Origin of the sequence: Anaerocolumna sp. MB42-C2, from assembly GCF_030913705.1 — a bacterium.
In the GTDB taxonomy this organism is placed as follows: domain Bacteria; phylum Bacillota; class Clostridia; order Lachnospirales; family Lachnospiraceae; genus Anaerocolumna.
Genome location: NZ_CP133190.1, coordinates 1,184,558 through 1,203,346, shown reverse-complemented (window position 1 = coordinate 1,203,346; position 18,789 = coordinate 1,184,558). Strand labels below are relative to the sequence as shown.

The following is an 18,789-nucleotide window of genomic DNA, read 5'->3' as shown; positions in this document are numbered from 1 at the left end:
TAACAATGAATTACAATTAAATTAACTAGAAATATTTAGCTTAAAAATACTTAGCTTAAAAATACCAAAATATAGGTATTTGGAATTAGAGTTTAATCCGATAATCATATAAATAGTAAAAAACTGAAAATTATAGGGTGATCGGATGTTAATTGATATAGATATTAAAATAGCGGATAATGAGGGTAAATTAATAAAACAGTTCTCAAAACGGTTTGACGAGAAGCTTAATATACCGGAAAAGGTTGAAAAAAGAAAGGGGACAAATAAAGAATTCGAAGAATTTCTTGCGGAGTATTTAACCGCCAGCGGCCGTACGGTCCGTGAAAAACTGATTTACAGTCCATATATACCTGATGGGCCCCAAAATATGTACACCATGGTTACGGGCAAGGATGTAATTGCACAAGAAGAGCCGGAAGATAATTTACCATATAATGAAATGGAATATAAGATCCGTATCGGGAAAAACCAGGTAATTACCGGTACAATACCATTTGAAAGAATAAGCAGAGTAAGTAAATTAGCAGATGTCTTAGAGACAATAGATTCGGATAGAGTTGATTATACAGGAAAAGGTGAAGAATTCATTAATACCAAATATGAAAAAAATTTAAAATCCAATATATCCTATTCTATAAATCAAAAAGATATTGGCGAAGAATTAAAAAGAAAGGCGGCAGATATAGAACGGAACCTTAAAAATATAATGCTTCAGGCAGTAGAAAAGTATGAAGCAAACTTCAGTATATCTGAAGATAATATAGAAACGGATATTTTCGCTGATATGTAAAAAGTATCAACTGAACTGTCCTACTTAGTTTTTTTAGAAATTATGAAGTTATATTACTGTTCACTCCCCTGCAAAAAACAGCAGTTCCGCGAACAATAACACGCTTGTCGATGCACACAAAACGAGGAGGCAGCGTTCCTACGCTGCAATTCTCCGGTTTTTTGTGACAATACACTCACAAAAAACACGTCGCGTTTGTTGCCTGTGAACAGTAACAAGCTTATAACAGTACATTATCCTGAAATCAACATGCCCTTGCCATAATACCTTGCAGCAGTTATAATACAGAGAAAAGGATTTGATGCAGGTGGTGAAGAGTTGACAGGAAAAAAGATTACATCGATTGAAGTTAAAAAAATGAATAAAAACCGTATCTACAGGTTGATTTACAATAACAGGGAAATAGCCAGGCAGGAAATAGCTGCAAGGTTATCCTTAAGTCTACCGACGGTAAATCAAAATCTAAAGGAATTGACAGAAGAAGAATTAATTGAATATGTCGGGAATTTTCAGTCAACCGGCGGAAGAAAAGCACAGGTGATTACTCCAGTTCATAACGCCAGAATAACCATAGGGCTTGAAATCAGAAAAAATCATGTCAGTATCTTAGCAATCGATTTATACGGTACGGTATTAGATTACGAAAAATATGTAAAAACTTTCTCGGAAGAAGAGGAATACAGCCGCTACTTAGGATATTTGGTTCATAATATCATTGAACACAATCATTTTGATAAAAGTAAGATTCTTGGAGTCGGAATTGCTGTGCCCGGAGTTTTTGATCAGGAGAAAGAATATATTATTAAGGCACCCTCCATAGGAGTAAACAGGTATCCTATCAGTAAATTGACCCATGCGATTGATTATCCGTGTATTGTTGATAATGACGCCAATGCCGGTGCATTTACTGAATTATGGAATAACTCCAAGGGGGAAGATAAGGCATACCTCTCTGTCGGAAAAGGTGTGGGCGGCTGTATTATTAAAAAGGATGAATTATATAAAGGGCATCATCATAGAGCAGGTGAATTTGGCCATATGACCATCTCACCGGGTGGCAGACTCTGTAACTGCGGACAGAAAGGATGTCTGGAAGCTTACATCTCAACTGCCAGGATTTCTGATGATTTAGGATGTCAGATTGAGGATTTCTTTTCTGAACTGACAGTAGGAAATAAAAAATATTTAAAAATCTGGGACGAATATCTGGAATACTTATGTATGGGTATTAATAATATTTATATGGTATATGATAGTGACGTGGTTTTGGGAGGTGTATTAGCCCAGTATCTGGACCCTTACCTGGACGAAATCAAAAAGCGTTTGGCAGAGCGTAACTTTTTTGAGAAAAGCGGGGAATATTTTAAACTGACCGGTTATCAAAGCAGAGCTACTGCCATTGGCGCAGCGCTGCAGCTTGTTAACAAATTTATTGAATCTATATAGGGCTACTAAAGCTGTTGCATAAGTTTTTTGCAGCAGCTTCTTTTATAAAAACTATTGACAGTTTGTTCAAAATAAATTAGAATAATAATATACTTTTAGAAAAGCACTTTGTAAAAGTTTAGAGTTTGAAATTAATCTGCAGGACATAGAGCAGATGTTATCTCTTAGACTCTTATAAGTTTAGCTTAATTAGTATTGGGTTTAAAATTTTAAGAAAGAAGGAAAGTAGTATGGGCGTGGAAATTAAGAACGTAACAGACGAATCTTTTGGCAAATACGGCAGGATACTGACCAAAGATTATGATTTAAAAGATTTGTTAACTGTGATGGAGGGGACGCCGATTCCGGAGGGTGTTATTTATGAGCCGTCAGTTGAGACTTTGGAAAAACTTCCGATTATGAAGACTTTTACAGACAGTGTGTACGGTGGGCTTCCAATTCAAATCGGTTACTGTAACGGGCATAACCATCTTTTGAACGCAGCAGAATATCACAGATCATCCGAAATTAATGTTGCAGCTACGGATTTAATTTTATTAATTGGTATGCAGCAGGATATTACACCGGAATATACTTATGCCACAGATAAAATTGAAGCCTTTTTAGTACCGGCGGGCACTATGATTGAAGTGTATGCCACAACCTTACATTATGCGCCCTGTGGTGTAGACGGAAAAGGTTTTAGGTGTGTAGTTGTGTTACCGAAAGATACCAACTTGGATTTAGTAATGAAACCTATGGGGGCAAAAGAAGATTCATTATTATTTGCAAGAAATAAATGGTTAATTGCACATTCCGATGCTAAAATTGAAGGAGCATTTGTGGGATTAATCGGTGAGAATATATCCATATCATAAATTATACTTATACCCGAAATAAGTGGTATAAGATCAGACCTTAGTGTGGCGGACTTATAAATTACCGCCATAACTTTAAATAAGTGGAGGATAATAAAAATGAATAATTTACCTGAAGTTAAATTAGGTATTGTTGCAGTAAGCCGTGATTGTTTTCCAATGAGCTTATCTGTATCCAGAAGAAAAGCAGTAGTAAAAGAATTTACAGAAAAATATGGTGAAATTTTCGAATGTCCAACCTGTGTTGAAAATGAAATCCATATGAGAACCGCATTAAAAGAAGTAAACGAAGCCGGATGTAATGCATTGGTTGTATATCTTGGTAACTTTGGACCCGAATCTGCAGAAACCTTATTAGCAAAAGAATTTAACGGACCGGTTATGTTTGTCGCAGCAGCAGAAGAAACAGGAGATAATTTAGTAGGCGGCCGTGGGGATGCTTACTGCGGCATGTTAAATGCAAGCTATAATTTAAAACTTCGTAATATCAAAGCGTATATACCGGAATATCCGGTTGGCACTGCGATTGAATGTGCAGATATGATTGGTGAATTTTTACCGATAGCCCGTGCAATTATTGGTCTAAATAACTTAAAGATTATATCTTTCGGACCGCGTCCTCAGGATTTCTTAGCATGTAATGCACCAATTCAACAACTTTACAATTTAGGTGTTGAAATTGAAGAAAATTCTGAACTTGATTTATTTGAAGCTTTTAATAAACATGCCGGTGATGAGAGAATTCCGGAAGTGGTTAAGAGTATGGAAGAAGAACTTGGTAAAGGTAATTTAAAACCTGAAATCTTACCTAAATTAGCTCAATATGAGCTGACCTTATTAGACTGGACAGAAGCTCACAAAGGTTCCAGAGAATATGTTGCAATTGCCGGAAAATGCTGGCCTGCATTCCAGACCCAATTCGGATTTGTTCCCTGCTATGTTAACAGCCGTTTAACAGCAATGGGTATTCCGGTTTCCTGCGAAGTTGATATTTATGGTGCATTAAGTGAATTTATCGGTACTGTAATCAGTAAAGATGCTGTTACTTTATTGGATATTAACAATACTGTTCCTGCAGATATGTACGAAGCAGATATTAAAGGCAAATTCAACTATACCCATAAAGATACATTCATGGGCTTCCACTGCGGTAATACAGCAGCAGGCAAATTATCTTTCTGTGCAATGAAATATCAGATGATTATGGCCAGAAGTCTTCCGGAAGAAGTTACTCAGGGAACCTTAGAAGGAGATATCGTACCTGGAGATATCACATTTTATCGTTTACAAAGTACTGCAGATGCTAAACTAAGAGGCTATATTGCACAAGGTGAAGTACTTCCTGTAGCAACCCGTTCTTTTGGAGCAATCGGTGTATTTGCAATTCCTGAAATGGGAAGATTTTACCGCCATGTATTAGTTGAGGGTAATTATCCTCACCATGGAGCAGTTGCATTCGGACACTTCGGCAAATCCATTTATGAAGTATTTAAATATTTAGGAGTTGCAGTAGAAGAAATCGGCTTCAATCAGCCAAAAGGAATGTTATATAAAACTGAAAATCCATTTGCTTAATGGAATCAGGAACTGGGTAAATTAAGAGATATTTTAATATTGAATAATCTGAAATAATAAATGAAATAAGATGCCTTGAAGATTTCTCAAATCATTCAAAGGCATCTTATTGTGATATTTAAGGAGAATTACACATGAAACTGCAGTTTCTATACCCAAAGAATAAAACCAAAGCATATGTCCTATGCATTTGGAGAATATAAATCTAATATTCAGTGTAAATCGGGACAAGGTTTATAATCCGTCTTCTGTGGATATCTGGTTTAAATTGGGAGAAGAAGTTATATGTATTCAGCCGGGAGAATCAAAGAAGTTAGGGATATAAAGGCAGCATGTAAGGGCAAAACATAAGGAAAGAATATATTGACAGAAACATATAAACGGAAGTATACAAACAGAAATATAACGGCAGGAATATATAAAGGCAGAAAGCAGTATATAGATATAAAACTTATAGTTTGGGGGTAATATATGAATTTTGATGTTTGTGTAGATATGGTTTTTCAAGGAGAGATTTTTTCTAAAGCATTGGAAAAAACCAAAGAAGCAGGAATTACTTCTTATGAATTCTGGAGTTGGTGGGATAAAGATATTAAAACCATCTTGGAAAGACAAAAAACGCTGAATATGAAATGCATTAGTTTCTGTACTAAATTTGTAACCTTATTAGATCCGCTAAAAAGGCAGGAATATAAAAAAGGTCTGGAAGAAAGTATTAAGACAGCCAAAGACTTTGATGTTAAAATTCTTATCAGCCAAGTGGGGAATATCATACCGGAAAAGTCTTATAATGAACAGTGGGATAGTATGGTTACAGGTTTAAGGGAATGCGATGTGGTCCTAAAGAAAAATGATATAACGTTAGTTGTAGAACCGCTAAATTTGATGGATCATCCCGGTTATTTCCTGACTGATTCGAAAGAAGCTTTTAGGCTGATTAAAGAAGTGGATAGTAAGAATGTCAAGCTATTATACGATATTTATCATTTTCAGGTGTCTGAGGGCAATCTTATTCAAACCATTACGGAGCATATAGCAGATATAGGTCATTTTCACTGTGCAGGAAATCCGGGCAGAGGTAATATTACTAAGGGTGAAATCAACTATGCCGAAATCTTTCGCATAATTCAGAAGACGGGTTATGAGGGTTATATGGGATTAGAGGGTAAGCTCATAGAGAACCGTATTGAGAACTTAAAGGATGCCAAATTACTTTTTGATTCCAGTAAATAAGATAAGTTAAAACAGGCAGAAGTTATGTGTCTTTCAACCGGGATGATAGTTAGAAGCACACAGCACTTTTGCCGATTTTATTTATTATTGAATACCTCTATGGATTTTTCCTTATTTCAATAAATCTATGAATTAAATAATCTGCTTAAAATAGGGATTTTTCCTTTTTCAAATTTAAATTTACTTTCTGAGAAGATTAAACCTAAAAGGGTAAGGACGATACCAAAAGCAGATACACCTGTAATTTTCTCATGCAGGATTAGAAAAGATACAATTACTGTAATTACCGGAATTATGTAAATATACACACTGGCCTTAACTGCTCCCAATAATTTAGCAGCCAGGTTCCAGGTAACAAAGCACAGAGCTGAAGCTCCAAACCCCAAATATAAAATATTAAGCAGGTTAATAGGTTTGAGAAGCTGATTCCAGGATAGACTTATATTAAAATAAAATAATGACGGAAGCATAAATAATAAACCGTAGAAAAAGATTTTTCTGGTGGCAGTTATGGTAGGATAACCTAAACTGCTGATTTTTTTGGAAAAGATGGAGTAAAAACCCCAGACAAAAGCTGCCAAAATAGCAAGGATATCTCCCAAGGGGTTAAGTTTTAATACGGTACTTCCATTATAACTGATAAGGAATATACCTGCCATTGCTATTAGAAAACCGGCAAAAAAGGATGGCTTCAGCTTTTCACCGTCTAAGAACATATGGGCTAACACTGCTGTAAAGATTGGTGCAATGGATACAACGATTCCGACATTGGAGGCAAAAGTATAAGTTAAAGCTATATTTTCCAGAAGAAAATACAAAGTAACACCGCTTAAACCTGCGCCGATAAATAAGAGTTCATGTTTACGGTCAAACATCTTCACTTTGTGAGGAGATAAAAGAAACAGAGCCAGATATCCAATGGTAAATCGTATAAAAAGAATTTCTACAGGTGTAAAAGTATTTAACAGAACCTTGGTTGAAATAAAGGTCGTTCCCCAGATAATAACCGTAAAAATCGCAGTTATGTGCCCAACCAGATTACTATTTGTCTTAAAAGATGTCATAATATTTCCTCATATCTATAAAGCACCCCAATTAGAATAAAACCTGTGTTATCATTTGAAAGGTTTCCTGATGATCAGTTTGGGGTGCCGTTATTGTTTATTACTAAAGTGACAGCGCGTCAGCGCCTGAGTCCGGGAAAGGACTATTCCTTATTTTATTATAGTCTTTCCACCCATATATGGCTGCAGGGCAACAGGAATATTTACTGAGCCGTCCGCATTTAAATTGTTTTCTAAGAAAGCAATAAGCATTCTCGGAGGGGCAACTACAGTATTATTTAGGGTATGTGCAAAATATTTACCGTCTTCGCCGACTACGCGGATTTTAAGACGTCTGGCCTGTGCATCCCCTAAGTTGGAGCAGCTTCCCACTTCAAAGTACTTTTTCTGTCTGGGAGACCAAGCCTCTACATCGATTGATTTTACCTTAAGGTCTGCCAGATCGCCGGAACAGCATTCCAGGGTTCTTACAGGTATATCCAGAGTTCGGAATAAGTCAACGGTGTTCTGCCATAACTTATCAAACCACATTTTGCTTTCCTCCGGTTTACATACGACAATCATCTCTTGTTTTTCGAATTGGTGAATACGGTATACACCTCGCTCTTCCAAACCGTGAGCACCTTTTTCTTTACGGAAACAAGGTGAGTAGCTGGTTAAAGTCTGAGGAAGGGTAGTCTCAGGCAGGATGGTATCTATAAATTTACCTATCATGGAATGTTCACTGGTTCCGATAAGATATAGATCTTCTCCTTCGATTTTATACATCATGGCATCCATCTCAGCAAAACTCATAACTCCGGTGACAACGTCGCTGCGAATCATAAAAGGCGGAATACAGTATTTGAAACCGCGTTCAATCATAAAATCTCTTGCATAAGAAATTACTGCGGAGTGTAATCTTGCAATATCTCCCATTAAATAATAAAAACCGTTTCCTGCTACTTTTCTTGCACTGTCAAGATCAATTCCTTCCAATTTTTCCATAATGTCAGTATGGTATGGAATTTCAAAATCAGGAACAACAGGCTCACCGTAACGTTGAACCTCAACATTTTCACTGTCATCTTTACCGATTGGTACACTGGGATCAATGATATTAGGAATGGTCATCATTATTTTTTTGATTCTTTCTTCCAAATCACTTTCTTTCGCTTCCAGTTCTGCCAAATGCTCCGTATCTAAAGTGATTTGCTTTTTTAATACTTCTGCTTCTTCTTTCTTCCCCTGTGCCATCAGGCCGCCGATCTGTTTGGACACTTTATTTCTCTCGGAACGTAAGGAATCTGCCTCCTGTTTTGCATTTCTGCTTTCTACATCCAAAGCGATAACTTCATCAACAAGGCCAAGTTTACTGTCCTGAAATTTATTTCTGATATTCTGTTTTACGATTTCAGGATTTTCTCTGACAAATTTTAAATCTAACATAATTTCCTCCTTAAAATATAAATAAATTCTGGTGTTGCGGGTAAGGAATTTTAGTCAAAAAAAAATCCTTCCACCGCATATAAAATATGGGACGAAAGAATTCCGCGTTGCCACCCAAATTGTTAATTCCATAAGAATTAACCTCTCGATAGTAGTAGGATAGAGGGTACTAACCTTTCGGTTTATCACCGACAGCTCCAAAAGTGGAAAGGTTTTATCTTTCACCGGTTCACACCAATCCACCGGCTCTCTGAAGAAATTTATAAACCGCAGCTTTTATCATCGCTGTTTGCAATATAGCTTTTTATTATTATATACTATTATCTATGATTTAACAAGGTAATATTTTTATAAATGTTAAAGTATATGATTCATTTATGATAATGTCTTAGTGTACCACAAATGATTATGTCCCAATTAGTCGTTCATATATTATAATAGAACCTCATGACTTAGAAATGAGGTGGACACAATCAGAAAGGTATTACTAACAATGGACGAAAACCAAAAGTACGAGGTCATTAAAAAACTCGTAGACACAAATGGTAATAAGAAAACAGCTGCTCTTAAAATAGGTTGTTCAGATCGACACATCAATCGCTTAATAAAGGGCTATCAAGAACAAGGTAAGTCTTTCTTTATTCATGGTAACCGAGGGCGACAGCCGGCCATTACTCTTCCTACAGATACAAAACAGTTAATCTTGGACTTATATCGTACCAAGTACAGTGACTGCAATCTGACCCATTACTCTGAACTTCTCAAAGAAAAAGAACATATCAGTGTATCTGTCAGTGCCATTACTTCTATTCTTAGAAAGGAATACATCCTTTCTCCTAAAGCAAACCGTTCTTCCAAGAAAGCGGTAAAAAAAGCACTAAAGGCTATTCAATCAAAGACTAAGTCTAAAAAGAAAGCAGCTATTATTCAAAGTTCCATCATGGATCTGGAGGATTCGCATCCTAGGCATCCTAGATGCGCGTATTTCGGTGAAATGCTTCAAATGGATGCGTCCCTACACCTTTGGTTTGGGCAATTCAAAACACAACTCCACATCGCCGTTGATGATGCCACAGGGCAGATTGTTGGCGCCTACTTTGATGAACAAGAAACATTAAATGGCTATTATCATGTTCTCTATCAGGTTCTTAGTAATTATGGCATTCCATATCAATTTTTTACTGACAACCGAACTGTATTTGAGTATAAAAAGAAGCATGAAACCTCTTTAGAGAAAGATACCTTTACTCAGTTTGGTTATGCCTGCAAACAATTAGGAATCGACATTCGTACTTCCAGCGTTGCACAAGCAAAAGGGCGGGTTGAAAGAATGTTTGGCACTCTTCAATCCCGCCTTCCTGTTGAACTCCGACTTGCGAATGTAACCAGCATTCAGCAAGCCAATCAATTTCTCCACACCTATATAAAGAAATTTAATAAGCAGTTCGCTTTACCTATTGATAGTATCAAATCTGTGTTCGAAATGCAACCAGATAGTGATAAAATCAATCTGACGTTGGCGGTATTATCTTCTAGAAAGATAGATAACGGAAGTTGCCTGAAATATCAAAATGAATACTATCTTCCTGTAAACAGTCAAGGAATCGCTGTACACCATCGTAAGGGCACCACAGCAATGGTAATTAGATCATTCAATGGTGAACTTTTTAGTTGTATTGGTGAGCAGGTTTATGCACTTGAGTTACTTCCGGAACACAAGCTTTCTTCAAAAGCATTTGATTTAGCGACCATTCCGGAATTACCAAAAAAGAAATACATACCTCCTATGAACCATCCTTGGAAGCAGGCATCATTTGAAAAGTACGCTAAAAGTCAATTACATAGAAAAGATGTAGCTTAACTGATATTTCGAAGTCTGTAGGTTTATTAAGGTTATCCAAATACCGACTGAGCTATGGATTTTCTCCTAAAGTACTATTTAAAACTAAGCACCAGAAATCTGGTGCTTATGTTTAAACTTTTTGAGGACATTTTCAAAAACGGTTGACAGGTAATATTTTTATAAATGTTAAAGTATTATATTAAATAATGAGAGTAAACCATGTGCGGCTTACCAGGTGAGAGTATCTGTTAAACTCATTATATTATTACATAAGTAAAATACTCTCCTAAATTATTTCCTATAGGAGAGTATCTTATGCCTTTATATGTTAAATAAATATATTTATAGAAAGCTTTAATAATACTCTATAAAGTCTCGTTCATACTGCCAGTTCTGTAACCTTTTAAATCCAGGGTCGTGTAAGAAAAGCCAATTTTCTTAAAGGTTTCACTAATATGGTTAATAAAATTCAGGTCAAAAAATCTCTGTATTTCGTTTTGTGAAACTTCAATTCTGGCGATATCTCCATGATGCCTTACACGTACCTGTCTAAAACCCTCATCTAATAGAAGCTGTTCAGCTTTGTCTACCATTTCCAATTTCTCTTTTGTAATTTTCTGACCATATGGAAATCTGGAGGATAAACATGCGAAAGACTGCTTATTCCAGGTTGGAAGACCTAGTTCCTTGGATAAGATACGAATTTCATCTTTGGTTAATTCTGCCATTCTTAGAGGACTGATTACACCATGTTCCGAGATCGCTTTAAGACCCGGGCGGTAGTCACTTAAGTCATCATGGTTAGATCCCTCTGCAACATGAAGAATTCCATGTTTGTAAGCAATATCACCAATTTTCTCAAATAGTTCATTTTTACATAAATAACAGCGATTAACCGGATTATCGGAAAAACCTTCCACTTCAAGTTCTTCGGATACTATAATTTCATGCGGTATTTTATATTTATCTGTAAATTCTTTGGCTTCCCTGAATTCTCTTTCAGGATATGTAGAAGAACGTGCTGTGACTGCAAGGACATGTTCGCCCAGGACATCAAAAGCTGTTTTTAGAAGAAAAGTTGAATCGACACCTCCTGAAAAAGCTACGGCAACACTTTCTAAATTACGTAAATTTTCTTTTAATAGATCATACTTAACGTGTAAATCCATTTATTTCCGCCTTTCTGTCAAAAACATTGATATGACTTCGTGGTAATACCAACAATCATAGTAATTCTATATGAATGATAAAACATTATTTGCGTTCTGTCAATATACTGTAAACGCAAATTAGTAAAATTAACGTGAATGAAAGTTACTTGCATGGAATAGTGGGTTATTAACCTAATTAAGCGAAATTAACCCACATTCTTAAGCAAGAAATTCGAAGAAAAAAGAATTTAGAAAGATTTATTTGGTTTTGAAATATCCTTTAAAGCTTCTTCTGCGTTATCAGAATAAGAGGGTTCCAATGAGATATCACCTAATGCTACAATACCTACCAGACTGTTATTCTCAACGATAGGCAGGCGGCGAATCTGCCTGTCGCTCATAATTTGAGCGGCATCGTTAACATTCATCTCAGGACTACCCACAGTGGGATCCGTAGTCATAATATCTCTGACTTTCTGTTTACTGACATCCTGGCCGGCAGCAACAGATCTTACAGCAATATCTCTGTCTGTAATAATACCGACTATTTTATCCTGACTGCATACAGGAATGGAACCAACATTATATTGTTTCATTAACCTGGCAGCACTTGCGATTGAATCATCTGATTTAACACTGGCAATATCTTTTGACATAATATCTTTTACTTTCATGTTATCACCTCCAAACTTAGGTTGCCCACGAAAAATTTTTTTATCAAATTTATGTTTTAATAAATACTGTAACTATTTGTAAATGGAACCATGTTTTATGGGCATAAAATTGGAGAATAGCCGCTTTAATGGATAAGGTAAGCATTATAATGTAGTATTTTATATAGTTGTTAGTGGCATATTGACTGGGAAGGAATTTACGTATATGCTTTATAGTAATATAATTATATGAAAAATATTCTGAAAAAAGGTGGTATTTTATGAAAAATGTAAAAATTGCAGCACCCTTATACATTTTGAGAGAGGAATGTGAGAAAGATCTTTTTTCCGTATTGGAAAAATTAAAAACAATAGGTTTTGATGGTATTGAGTTTCTGGGTTTTTTCAAAAAAACACCAGAGGAAATCCGTGATAAGCTGGAACAGCTAAATCTAAAGGCAGTAGGAAATCATGTGGATTATTCTGAATTTGTAAAAGACGTTAATACTACCATTAAAATTCATAAAGAAATCGGATGCCAATTTATTACGATCACTGGTTTGTCAAAAGAGCAATTTACAGATAATGCTTTAGTTTCTAAGTATATTTCAGATGTAAAAGAGATAGGAAAGCTCTGCAGGGAGAACGGAATTACACTGCTATTTCATAATCATGACCGTGAACTTGCATATAAAATGAAAGACAAATATTATCTGGAGGAGATTCTGGATAGTATTCCAAAGGAGTTACTTTCTTTTGAACCGGATTTGGGATGGATAGCTATTGGCGGAGGCAAACCGGAATATTTTCTTGCTAAATATAAGAGTCGCTGTCCGATAATTCATTTGAAAGATTTTTATGCTATGGATTTATCCAGCATAGGCGATGTATTTGATTTGAATAATCAGAAAGGGGACGCAGGACACAGCCATTTCGAATTCAGGCCGGTAGGGTATGGTATATTAAATATACCGGCACTGATGGAACTGATTAAAGACTGTAATCCCTCCTGGCTTTTAGCGGATCATGACCTTGCATATGAAAGGGACAGCTATTTTGATTTAAAAATAAGTCTGGATTATATAAAAAATTTGTTATTGCTATAAGATAAAATAGAAATCAAAAGAATGGAAGGACTAATAGACTATGGCGGACAGAGCTTTTTATAAGAGGTTGTTTATTCTGGCAGTTCCCATTGCCTTACAGAATATTGTTACATATTCTGTGGGCCTGACAGATAACGTAATGGTAGGCTCCTTAGGGGAAGTAGCGATCTCTGGAGTTTATCTATGCAATCAGATCCAGATTATTTTACAGATGTTAGTTGCGGGAATCGGGGCAGCACTTATTGTATTAGCAGCACAGTATTGGGGCAAAAATGATAAAGAAAGTACTAAAAATATTATGGGGATTGGGTTAAAGATTGCATCAGCCTGTGCGATTATATTTTTTATACTGGTATTCTTTTTTACTGATCAATTTCTTAGCTTATTTTCAAATAATACAAGTGTGGTAACAGAAGCCGGAAAATATGCGAAAATTATTTGTTTTACCTATCTGTTTTTCTGTATCAGCAATGTTTTAAATGCATCATTAAGATGCATTGGCACCGTTAAGATTGGATTATATCTTTCCATCGTATCTTTTTTTCTGAATGTAACGCTTAACTGGGTATTTATATTCGGTAATCTAGGTGCACCTGCCCTTGGAATAAGAGGTGCTGCAATAGCTACCCTGATTTCCAGATTAGTAGAGTTCAGCTGTTATATCATATATATGAGATTTATGGACCAGAAATTAAAGATGTATTTTAAGGATGTTTTACATACCAATTTAGAATTAGTAAAAGATTTCTTTCGTTATGGGTTGCCTGTAATTGTGGGGGATGTGCTATGGGGAATTAATCTGGCGGTCCAAGGTGCGATTGTCGGCAGGCTTGGAGCGGATTCCATAGCTGCAGTAAGCATAGCCAATGTTGTTTTTTCTGTAGTCAGTGTCGGCGTCTATGGGATAGCCAGTGCTTCCGCCGTAATAATCGGGAATACCGCAGGAGAAGGTGATTTGCAGAAAATCAAAGCATATACAAAGAAACTTCAGTTTGTATTTCTGATAGGTGGCTTGTGTACTGGATTATTTCTATTTATAATTAAAGATTATGTCTTATTATTATATAATGTTTCAGATGAAACCTTGAATATAGCCAAAGTTCTTATGACGGTATTATCGGTAACGGTTATTGGAACTGCTTATCAGATGTCCACTTTAACAGGTATAGTAAGAGCAGGGGGAGCAACCCATTTTGTCTTAATAAATGATATTATTTTTGTATGGTTTATTGTAATACCGCTTTCTCTTATTATGGCATTTGTAATAGGAGCACCTACCTGGGTAGTATTCTTATGCCTAAAATGTGACCAGATATTAAAATGTGCAGTTGCTGTGGTTAAAGTCAATCGTTACGATTGGATAAAAAAGCTGACAAAAGAGTTCGCTGCTTAAAATGTAAGCGTAAGGAAGCAGAACAGTGATATCTTACAGTATATTTATTGTCGCTGTTTTAAGTAGATTAGAAGGTTGATTATGCTTCACCCCACAAAGGCCATACAAATCATTTAAATTGGTTTTGTAGGGCGGAGCATAGTATAGGATTTAGTTATCTTTACTGTATTTTATTTCTTGATGGATTTATAAGGATAATTCTGTAGATTATATTTCTCAATCGGTTCCGGTCCACGCATTACAGTTCTGACAATATTAAGACCGCCTTGTTCATCCGCACGTATTCGCCAATCAACCATTAATATCGTATTCCCTATAATTTCGATTCCGGTTATCCCTTTCGTATGGATACTGCAGCCGGTATTATAGTAAGGAAGTTCACCGTTTTTTGGAAATCTTGGTCTGTGTGTATGACCGCAGATGAGCATTCTTTTATGTCTTCGGATCCATTTCTTGTAAGCTTTTTCAATTTTATGTCTTTTATATAAATTTTTAGCCGGACTGGCAGGGTTTTGGAAACCTACAACATGGAGATATCTCCAGAAATACCTTAACATAAACATGGAAACCGGCCAAAGCTGATCATTCATTAGGTCCCCCTGATGTCCATGTACTATAAAAATCTCCTGTTTGGTTTTTTTATTTTTTAAGACAATCGCTTCATAGATAAGAATATCTTTAAATAGTTCTTGTTTATTTTGATTATATTCATCATAATAATTAAAGTAATTGTGTTTTACAAATGATTTATTTTTAAGATAAATATTATGATTTCCATATAAGATACGCATCCGATTATCGTCGTAAAATTTTTTAAGTCCTAAAAATACATCACTGTGTGCTAAACGTATTACTTTAAAATCCGGATATTCCCAAAGTTCATCTCCGTCCCCGACTTCTACATAAGTATATTTATTATTGTTATAATATTCCAGTGCTCTAAGAAAAACAATCTGATTTCTGGCAAATTCATCAGACATGCTGTCATCACCTCTATGGCTGTCACTAAAGAATATATATTTGGAATTTTCATCAAAGTATTCAATTTTAGCTTTTTTAAAAGCACCTGTTAATCTTTGATCCGTAAACATATGATTCACCCCGCAAAATTTTCTATTTCACATATTAAAAAGCTGGTTATTCAGGTAATATAACCCATTATAGTATTGTCCAATGATAATATTATTATGTAACCGTGAAAATCAGAAACGATAGGGAAACTGTATCATAAATTAATTCAATGTTGATATTCTAAGATATATTTGATACTCTATAATAACAGCTCATTCCTCAAGAGATAATAATAGTTGCACAGTATCCTTAATTTATATGTTGAAAGAGCTTACGGCATTCAAAGCATAGACAGACAATGGTATAACTATTTAGACACAATAAAGGAGAGCAGCTTGAGAAAATTTAAAAAGTTTTATATAGAAATTACGAATGTATGTAATCTGGCTTGCAGTTTTTGCCCTGAGACAAAACGGCAGGCCGGTTTTATGAATAAAGAGACATTTACGAATATATTAGATCAGATAAAACCATATACGGAACATCTTTACTTTCACGTTAAAGGAGAACCGCTTTTGCACCCGGAACTGGATTTATTTTTAGATATTTGTTATGAAAAAGGGTTTAAGGTTAATATTACCACCAATGGTACACTTATTAACCGGGAAAAGCATAAATTAATGTTAAAACCCGCCTTAAGGCAGATCAACTTTTCTCTGCACAGTTTTGACGGTAATATTTTTGACGGTAAGGAAGTTTATATTAATAATATTTTAACATTTATAAAGGAAATCAGAGAAAGACAGAATATTATATTATCGCTGAGATTGTGGAATTTAACAAAAGATAATGATGTTAATATAAAAGAAAATAAAAATCGAGTTATTCTAGAGATGATAGAAAAGGAATACAATTTATCTGAACCAATTAAGGACATGGTTACTGCAGTCAGAGGAATTAAACTTGCAGATAACATATTTTTAAATCATGAACATGAATTCAAATGGCCTGATTTAAAAGAGGAAGAAGATGATGGAAAAGGATACTGTTATGGCTTAAGAAATCAGGTCGCTATACTTGTTGACGGAACTGTTGTACCATGCTGTCTTGATGGTGAGGGCATAATTAACCTTGGCAATATACATCACACTCATTTTTCTGAAATATTAAAGCATCAAAGAGCAGAGGATATTTATAAAGGATTCTCTGAACGGGTAGCGGTAGAGGAATTATGCAGAAAATGCGGATATCGAAAGAAATTTGGTGAAAAGGCGGGTATATAATTAAACTGTAAAATAGAATAAGTAAATAATAAGTAAAGTATTTAATAAAGGCAGTTTATATTTGAGAAAAATTAAGAACCTTTAATCATTTAAGGGTGAAATTTTAATTAAGAATTTAAGTATTACCAAAATATACTATGTGCATTATGACGCAATTTCGTTGACAGAGTTCTCTGAAATTGTTAACATTATTATATAATAACGAAATATATTACCGGTAATGTATAAAATAGTTATTTATTTTCTTCCTGCTTTTTCAAATCTTTAATAAAATAAACAATAAGGATGGGCTCTGTATGACGAAAAAGTTTCTAGGGAAAAAACAAATGTACATAGTAATATTAGTTATTATTTTTGCTTTAATGAATTCTTATCATTCTAATGTTTTAGCTGCAAAGGCGGATAAAACTCCACCTACTACGCCAGTAAATTTAAGAGCTGTTACTATTTCTGATCTATCGGCTTCGTTTACCTGGAATGCATCCTACGACAAAGTCGGTATAATATCTTACAACCTGTATAAAAATAATGTGCTTATCGGTAATACTTCTGCAACAACATTTACTGCAAATGGTTTAGCACCCTCCACAACTTATCAATTTTCAGTGAAAGCCAAAGATACGGCAGGAAATCTTTCGAGTTCGAGTAATATCCTAACGATAAAGACTTTGTCAGTGACACCAACAGTAACTCCGACACCAACAGTAACTCCGACACCAACAGTAACGCCGGTACCATCAGCAACGCCTTCTCCAACAGTCACACCAACTCCAATCGTAAGCGTGACACCAACACCAACTGTAAGTCCAGCTCCTATAGTACCTCAACAGAGGATAGTAGGGTATTATGCTGCTTGGGCAGCTTATTCCGGTTTTTATCCAAATATGGTGGATGCAGGTAAATTAACCCACATTAATTATGCTTTTGCCAATATCGGAAGCGATTTGAAGATTACTTTAGGATATCCGGATATTGATTTAATTAATTTCGCTAAGTTAAATGAATTAAAAAAATTAAACCCCGAGCTCAGAACAATAATCTCCATTGGAGGCTGGTCATGGTCAGGCAGTTTCTCCGATGTTGCTCTGACGGATGCTTCCAGAACCATATTTGCGGACAGTTGTGTGGATTTTATCACTAAATATGGTTTTGACGGAGTTGATATCGACTGGGAATACCCAGTGAGTGGAGGATTAGCTACTAATGTCAGAAGAACGGCGGATAAACAGAATTTTACCCTTTTAATGCAAAAGCTTCGTGAAAAATTAGATGCAAGGGGAGCAGCAGATGGAAAACAATATATTCTTTCCTTTGCAGGGGCAGGCTCATATTCCTATATTAATAACACAGAGCTGAATCAGCTAAAACAATATGTGGATTATGGTAATATAATGACCTATGATATTCATGGTACCTGGGATACCTATACAGATTTTAATGCACCTTTATTTTCTAATACGGATTCTTCACCGCAATACAAATGGAGTATGGATGAAAGTGTGAGTCTATGGTTAAAGACCGGTTTCCCTGCTGACAAAATTGTTATGGGCGTTCCTTTCTATGGCTATGTTTATAGTTCGGTTCCTAATCTAAATAGCGGTTTATACCAGACCTATGCCGGAAGTTCCTCTATCAGTTATGGGATTATTGCTGCTACATACTTAAATAATCCCGCATACGTGCGATATTTTCACAGCCAGTCCATGGTACCCTGGTTGTTTAACGGTTCCGTATTTATCAGTTATGAGGATGAACAATCTATTGGTTATAAAGCACAGTATATTAAATCAAAAAGTTTAGGCGGAGCAATGATTTGGGAGTTAAGCCAGGATCCAAACAGAATTTTATTGAATTCTTTGTATAACGGATTAAAATAAGGAATTATAAGAGTAATAATAAAAAACTGAAAAAGCGGAAAGTAGTTTCAAATGTAAGAGCCGGTTATTAACCCGT

15 protein-coding genes and 1 other annotated feature are annotated in these 18,789 nt (G+C 35.4%); of the genes, 10 read left to right on the top strand and 5 right to left on the bottom strand.

The window, feature by feature from the left end; genetic code table 11:
- The first annotated feature begins 145 nt into the window (after positions 1–145).
- The 5 genes from RBU59_RS05445 to RBU59_RS05425 all read left to right on the top strand — a co-directional run bounded on the left by RBU59_RS05445 (position 146) and on the right by RBU59_RS05425 (position 5,904).
- The gene (locus RBU59_RS05445; protein ID WP_308146865.1) at positions 146–793 is read left to right on the top strand and encodes a hypothetical protein; all 648 of its coding nucleotides are present in this window, start codon (positions 146–148) and stop codon (positions 791–793) included.
- A gap of 318 nt (positions 794–1,111) precedes the next feature.
- Positions 1,112–2,239, top strand: coding sequence for an ROK family transcriptional regulator (locus RBU59_RS05440; protein ID WP_308146864.1), 1,128 nt, complete (start codon positions 1,112–1,114; stop codon positions 2,237–2,239).
- Between the two features lie 236 nt (positions 2,240–2,475).
- Complete coding sequence (locus RBU59_RS05435) at positions 2,476–3,096, top strand: DUF4867 family protein (RefSeq protein WP_308148546.1); 621 nt, start codon at positions 2,476–2,478, stop codon at positions 3,094–3,096.
- Between the two features lie 99 nt (positions 3,097–3,195).
- Positions 3,196–4,671 (top strand): L-fucose/L-arabinose isomerase family protein, encoded by a 1,476-nt coding sequence (locus tag RBU59_RS05430; protein WP_308146863.1) that lies wholly within the window; start codon positions 3,196–3,198, stop codon positions 4,669–4,671.
- Between the two features lie 471 nt (positions 4,672–5,142).
- Positions 5,143–5,904 (top strand): TIM barrel protein, encoded by a 762-nt coding sequence (locus RBU59_RS05425; protein WP_308146862.1) that lies wholly within the window; start codon positions 5,143–5,145, stop codon positions 5,902–5,904.
- A gap of 125 nt (positions 5,905–6,029) precedes the next feature.
- On the opposite strand, the gene RBU59_RS05420 is transcribed toward RBU59_RS05425, so the two are convergent.
- Positions 6,030–6,968, bottom strand: coding sequence for a DMT family transporter (locus RBU59_RS05420; RefSeq protein ID WP_308146861.1), 939 nt, complete (start codon positions 6,966–6,968; stop codon positions 6,030–6,032).
- 150 nt (positions 6,969–7,118) lie between these two features.
- Positions 7,119–8,396 carry a serine--tRNA ligase gene (serS, locus tag RBU59_RS05415; protein ID WP_308146860.1) on the bottom strand — a complete coding sequence of 426 codons (1,278 nt, stop codon included), beginning with the start codon at positions 8,394–8,396 and terminating at the stop codon, positions 7,119–7,121.
- 84 nt (positions 8,397–8,480) lie between these two features.
- Positions 8,481–8,688, bottom strand: a binding site (T-box leader).
- A gap of 201 nt (positions 8,689–8,889) precedes the next feature.
- Between serS and RBU59_RS05410 the strand changes: the two genes are divergently transcribed.
- A complete protein-coding gene (locus tag RBU59_RS05410; RefSeq protein WP_308143379.1) occupies positions 8,890–10,257 on the top strand; it encodes an ISNCY family transposase in 1,368 nt (455 codons plus the stop codon).
- 347 nt (positions 10,258–10,604) lie between these two features.
- Here RBU59_RS05410 and larE read toward each other — a convergent pair whose 3' ends face one another.
- Together larE and RBU59_RS05400 are read right to left on the bottom strand one after the other, a co-directional pair.
- Positions 10,605–11,408, bottom strand: coding sequence for an ATP-dependent sacrificial sulfur transferase LarE (gene larE, locus RBU59_RS05405; protein ID WP_308146859.1), 804 nt, complete (start codon positions 11,406–11,408; stop codon positions 10,605–10,607).
- Between the two features lie 230 nt (positions 11,409–11,638).
- Positions 11,639–12,064: a CBS domain-containing protein gene (locus tag RBU59_RS05400; RefSeq protein WP_308146858.1), complete on the bottom strand. Its 426-nt coding sequence runs from the start codon at positions 12,062–12,064 to the stop codon at positions 11,639–11,641.
- Positions 12,065–12,324: 260 nt separating this feature from the next.
- Here RBU59_RS05400 and RBU59_RS05395 point away from each other — a divergent pair, with 260 nt between their 5' ends.
- The gene (locus tag RBU59_RS05395) at positions 12,325–13,149 is read left to right on the top strand and encodes a sugar phosphate isomerase/epimerase family protein (RefSeq protein ID WP_308146857.1); all 825 of its coding nucleotides are present in this window, start codon (positions 12,325–12,327) and stop codon (positions 13,147–13,149) included.
- A gap of 40 nt (positions 13,150–13,189) precedes the next feature.
- Entirely contained in the window at positions 13,190–14,542 is a 1,353-nt protein-coding gene (locus RBU59_RS05390; RefSeq protein ID WP_308146856.1) for an MATE family efflux transporter, read from the top strand.
- Positions 14,543–14,712: 170 nt separating this feature from the next.
- On the opposite strand, the gene RBU59_RS05385 is transcribed toward RBU59_RS05390, so the two are convergent.
- Positions 14,713–15,633, bottom strand: coding sequence for a metallophosphoesterase (locus RBU59_RS05385; RefSeq protein WP_308146855.1), 921 nt, complete (start codon positions 15,631–15,633; stop codon positions 14,713–14,715).
- A 315-nt stretch (positions 15,634–15,948) separates the two neighbouring features.
- On the opposite strand from RBU59_RS05385, the gene RBU59_RS05380 reads away from it, so the two are divergent.
- Positions 15,949–16,836 carry a radical SAM/SPASM domain-containing protein gene (locus RBU59_RS05380; protein ID WP_308146854.1) on the top strand — a complete coding sequence of 296 codons (888 nt, stop codon included), beginning with the start codon at positions 15,949–15,951 and terminating at the stop codon, positions 16,834–16,836.
- A 296-nt stretch (positions 16,837–17,132) separates the two neighbouring features.
- Positions 17,133–18,713, top strand: a complete 1,581-nt coding sequence (locus RBU59_RS05375; RefSeq protein ID WP_308146853.1) for a glycoside hydrolase family 18 protein — start codon at positions 17,133–17,135, stop codon at positions 18,711–18,713.
- The last annotated feature ends 76 nt before the right edge of the window (positions 18,714–18,789 follow it).

What these genes read in the sequence shown, in the direction of transcription:
- RBU59_RS05445 (WP_308146865.1), top strand. Translation starts at nt 146, where the DNA reads ATGTTAATTGATATAGATATTAAAATAGCGGATAATGAGGGTAAATTA.
- RBU59_RS05430 (WP_308146863.1), top strand. Translation starts at nt 3,196, where the DNA reads ATGAATAATTTACCTGAAGTTAAATTAGGTATTGTTGCAGTAAGCCGT.
- RBU59_RS05425 (WP_308146862.1), top strand. Translation starts at nt 5,143, where the DNA reads ATGAATTTTGATGTTTGTGTAGATATGGTTTTTCAAGGAGAGATTTTT.
- RBU59_RS05420 (WP_308146861.1), bottom strand. Translation starts at nt 6,968, where the DNA reads ATGACATCTTTTAAGACAAATAGTAATCTGGTTGGGCACATAACTGCG.
- serS (WP_308146860.1), bottom strand. Translation starts at nt 8,396, where the DNA reads ATGTTAGATTTAAAATTTGTCAGAGAAAATCCTGAAATCGTAAAACAG.
- RBU59_RS05410 (WP_308143379.1), top strand. Translation starts at nt 8,890, where the DNA reads ATGGACGAAAACCAAAAGTACGAGGTCATTAAAAAACTCGTAGACACA.
- larE (WP_308146859.1), bottom strand. Translation starts at nt 11,408, where the DNA reads ATGGATTTACACGTTAAGTATGATCTATTAAAAGAAAATTTACGTAAT.
- RBU59_RS05400 (WP_308146858.1), bottom strand. Translation starts at nt 12,064, where the DNA reads ATGAAAGTAAAAGATATTATGTCAAAAGATATTGCCAGTGTTAAATCA.
- RBU59_RS05395 (WP_308146857.1), top strand. Translation starts at nt 12,325, where the DNA reads ATGAAAAATGTAAAAATTGCAGCACCCTTATACATTTTGAGAGAGGAA.
- RBU59_RS05390 (WP_308146856.1), top strand. Translation starts at nt 13,190, where the DNA reads ATGGCGGACAGAGCTTTTTATAAGAGGTTGTTTATTCTGGCAGTTCCC.
- RBU59_RS05385 (WP_308146855.1), bottom strand. Translation starts at nt 15,633, where the DNA reads ATGTTTACGGATCAAAGATTAACAGGTGCTTTTAAAAAAGCTAAAATT.
- RBU59_RS05375 (WP_308146853.1), top strand. Translation starts at nt 17,133, where the DNA reads ATGACGAAAAAGTTTCTAGGGAAAAAACAAATGTACATAGTAATATTA.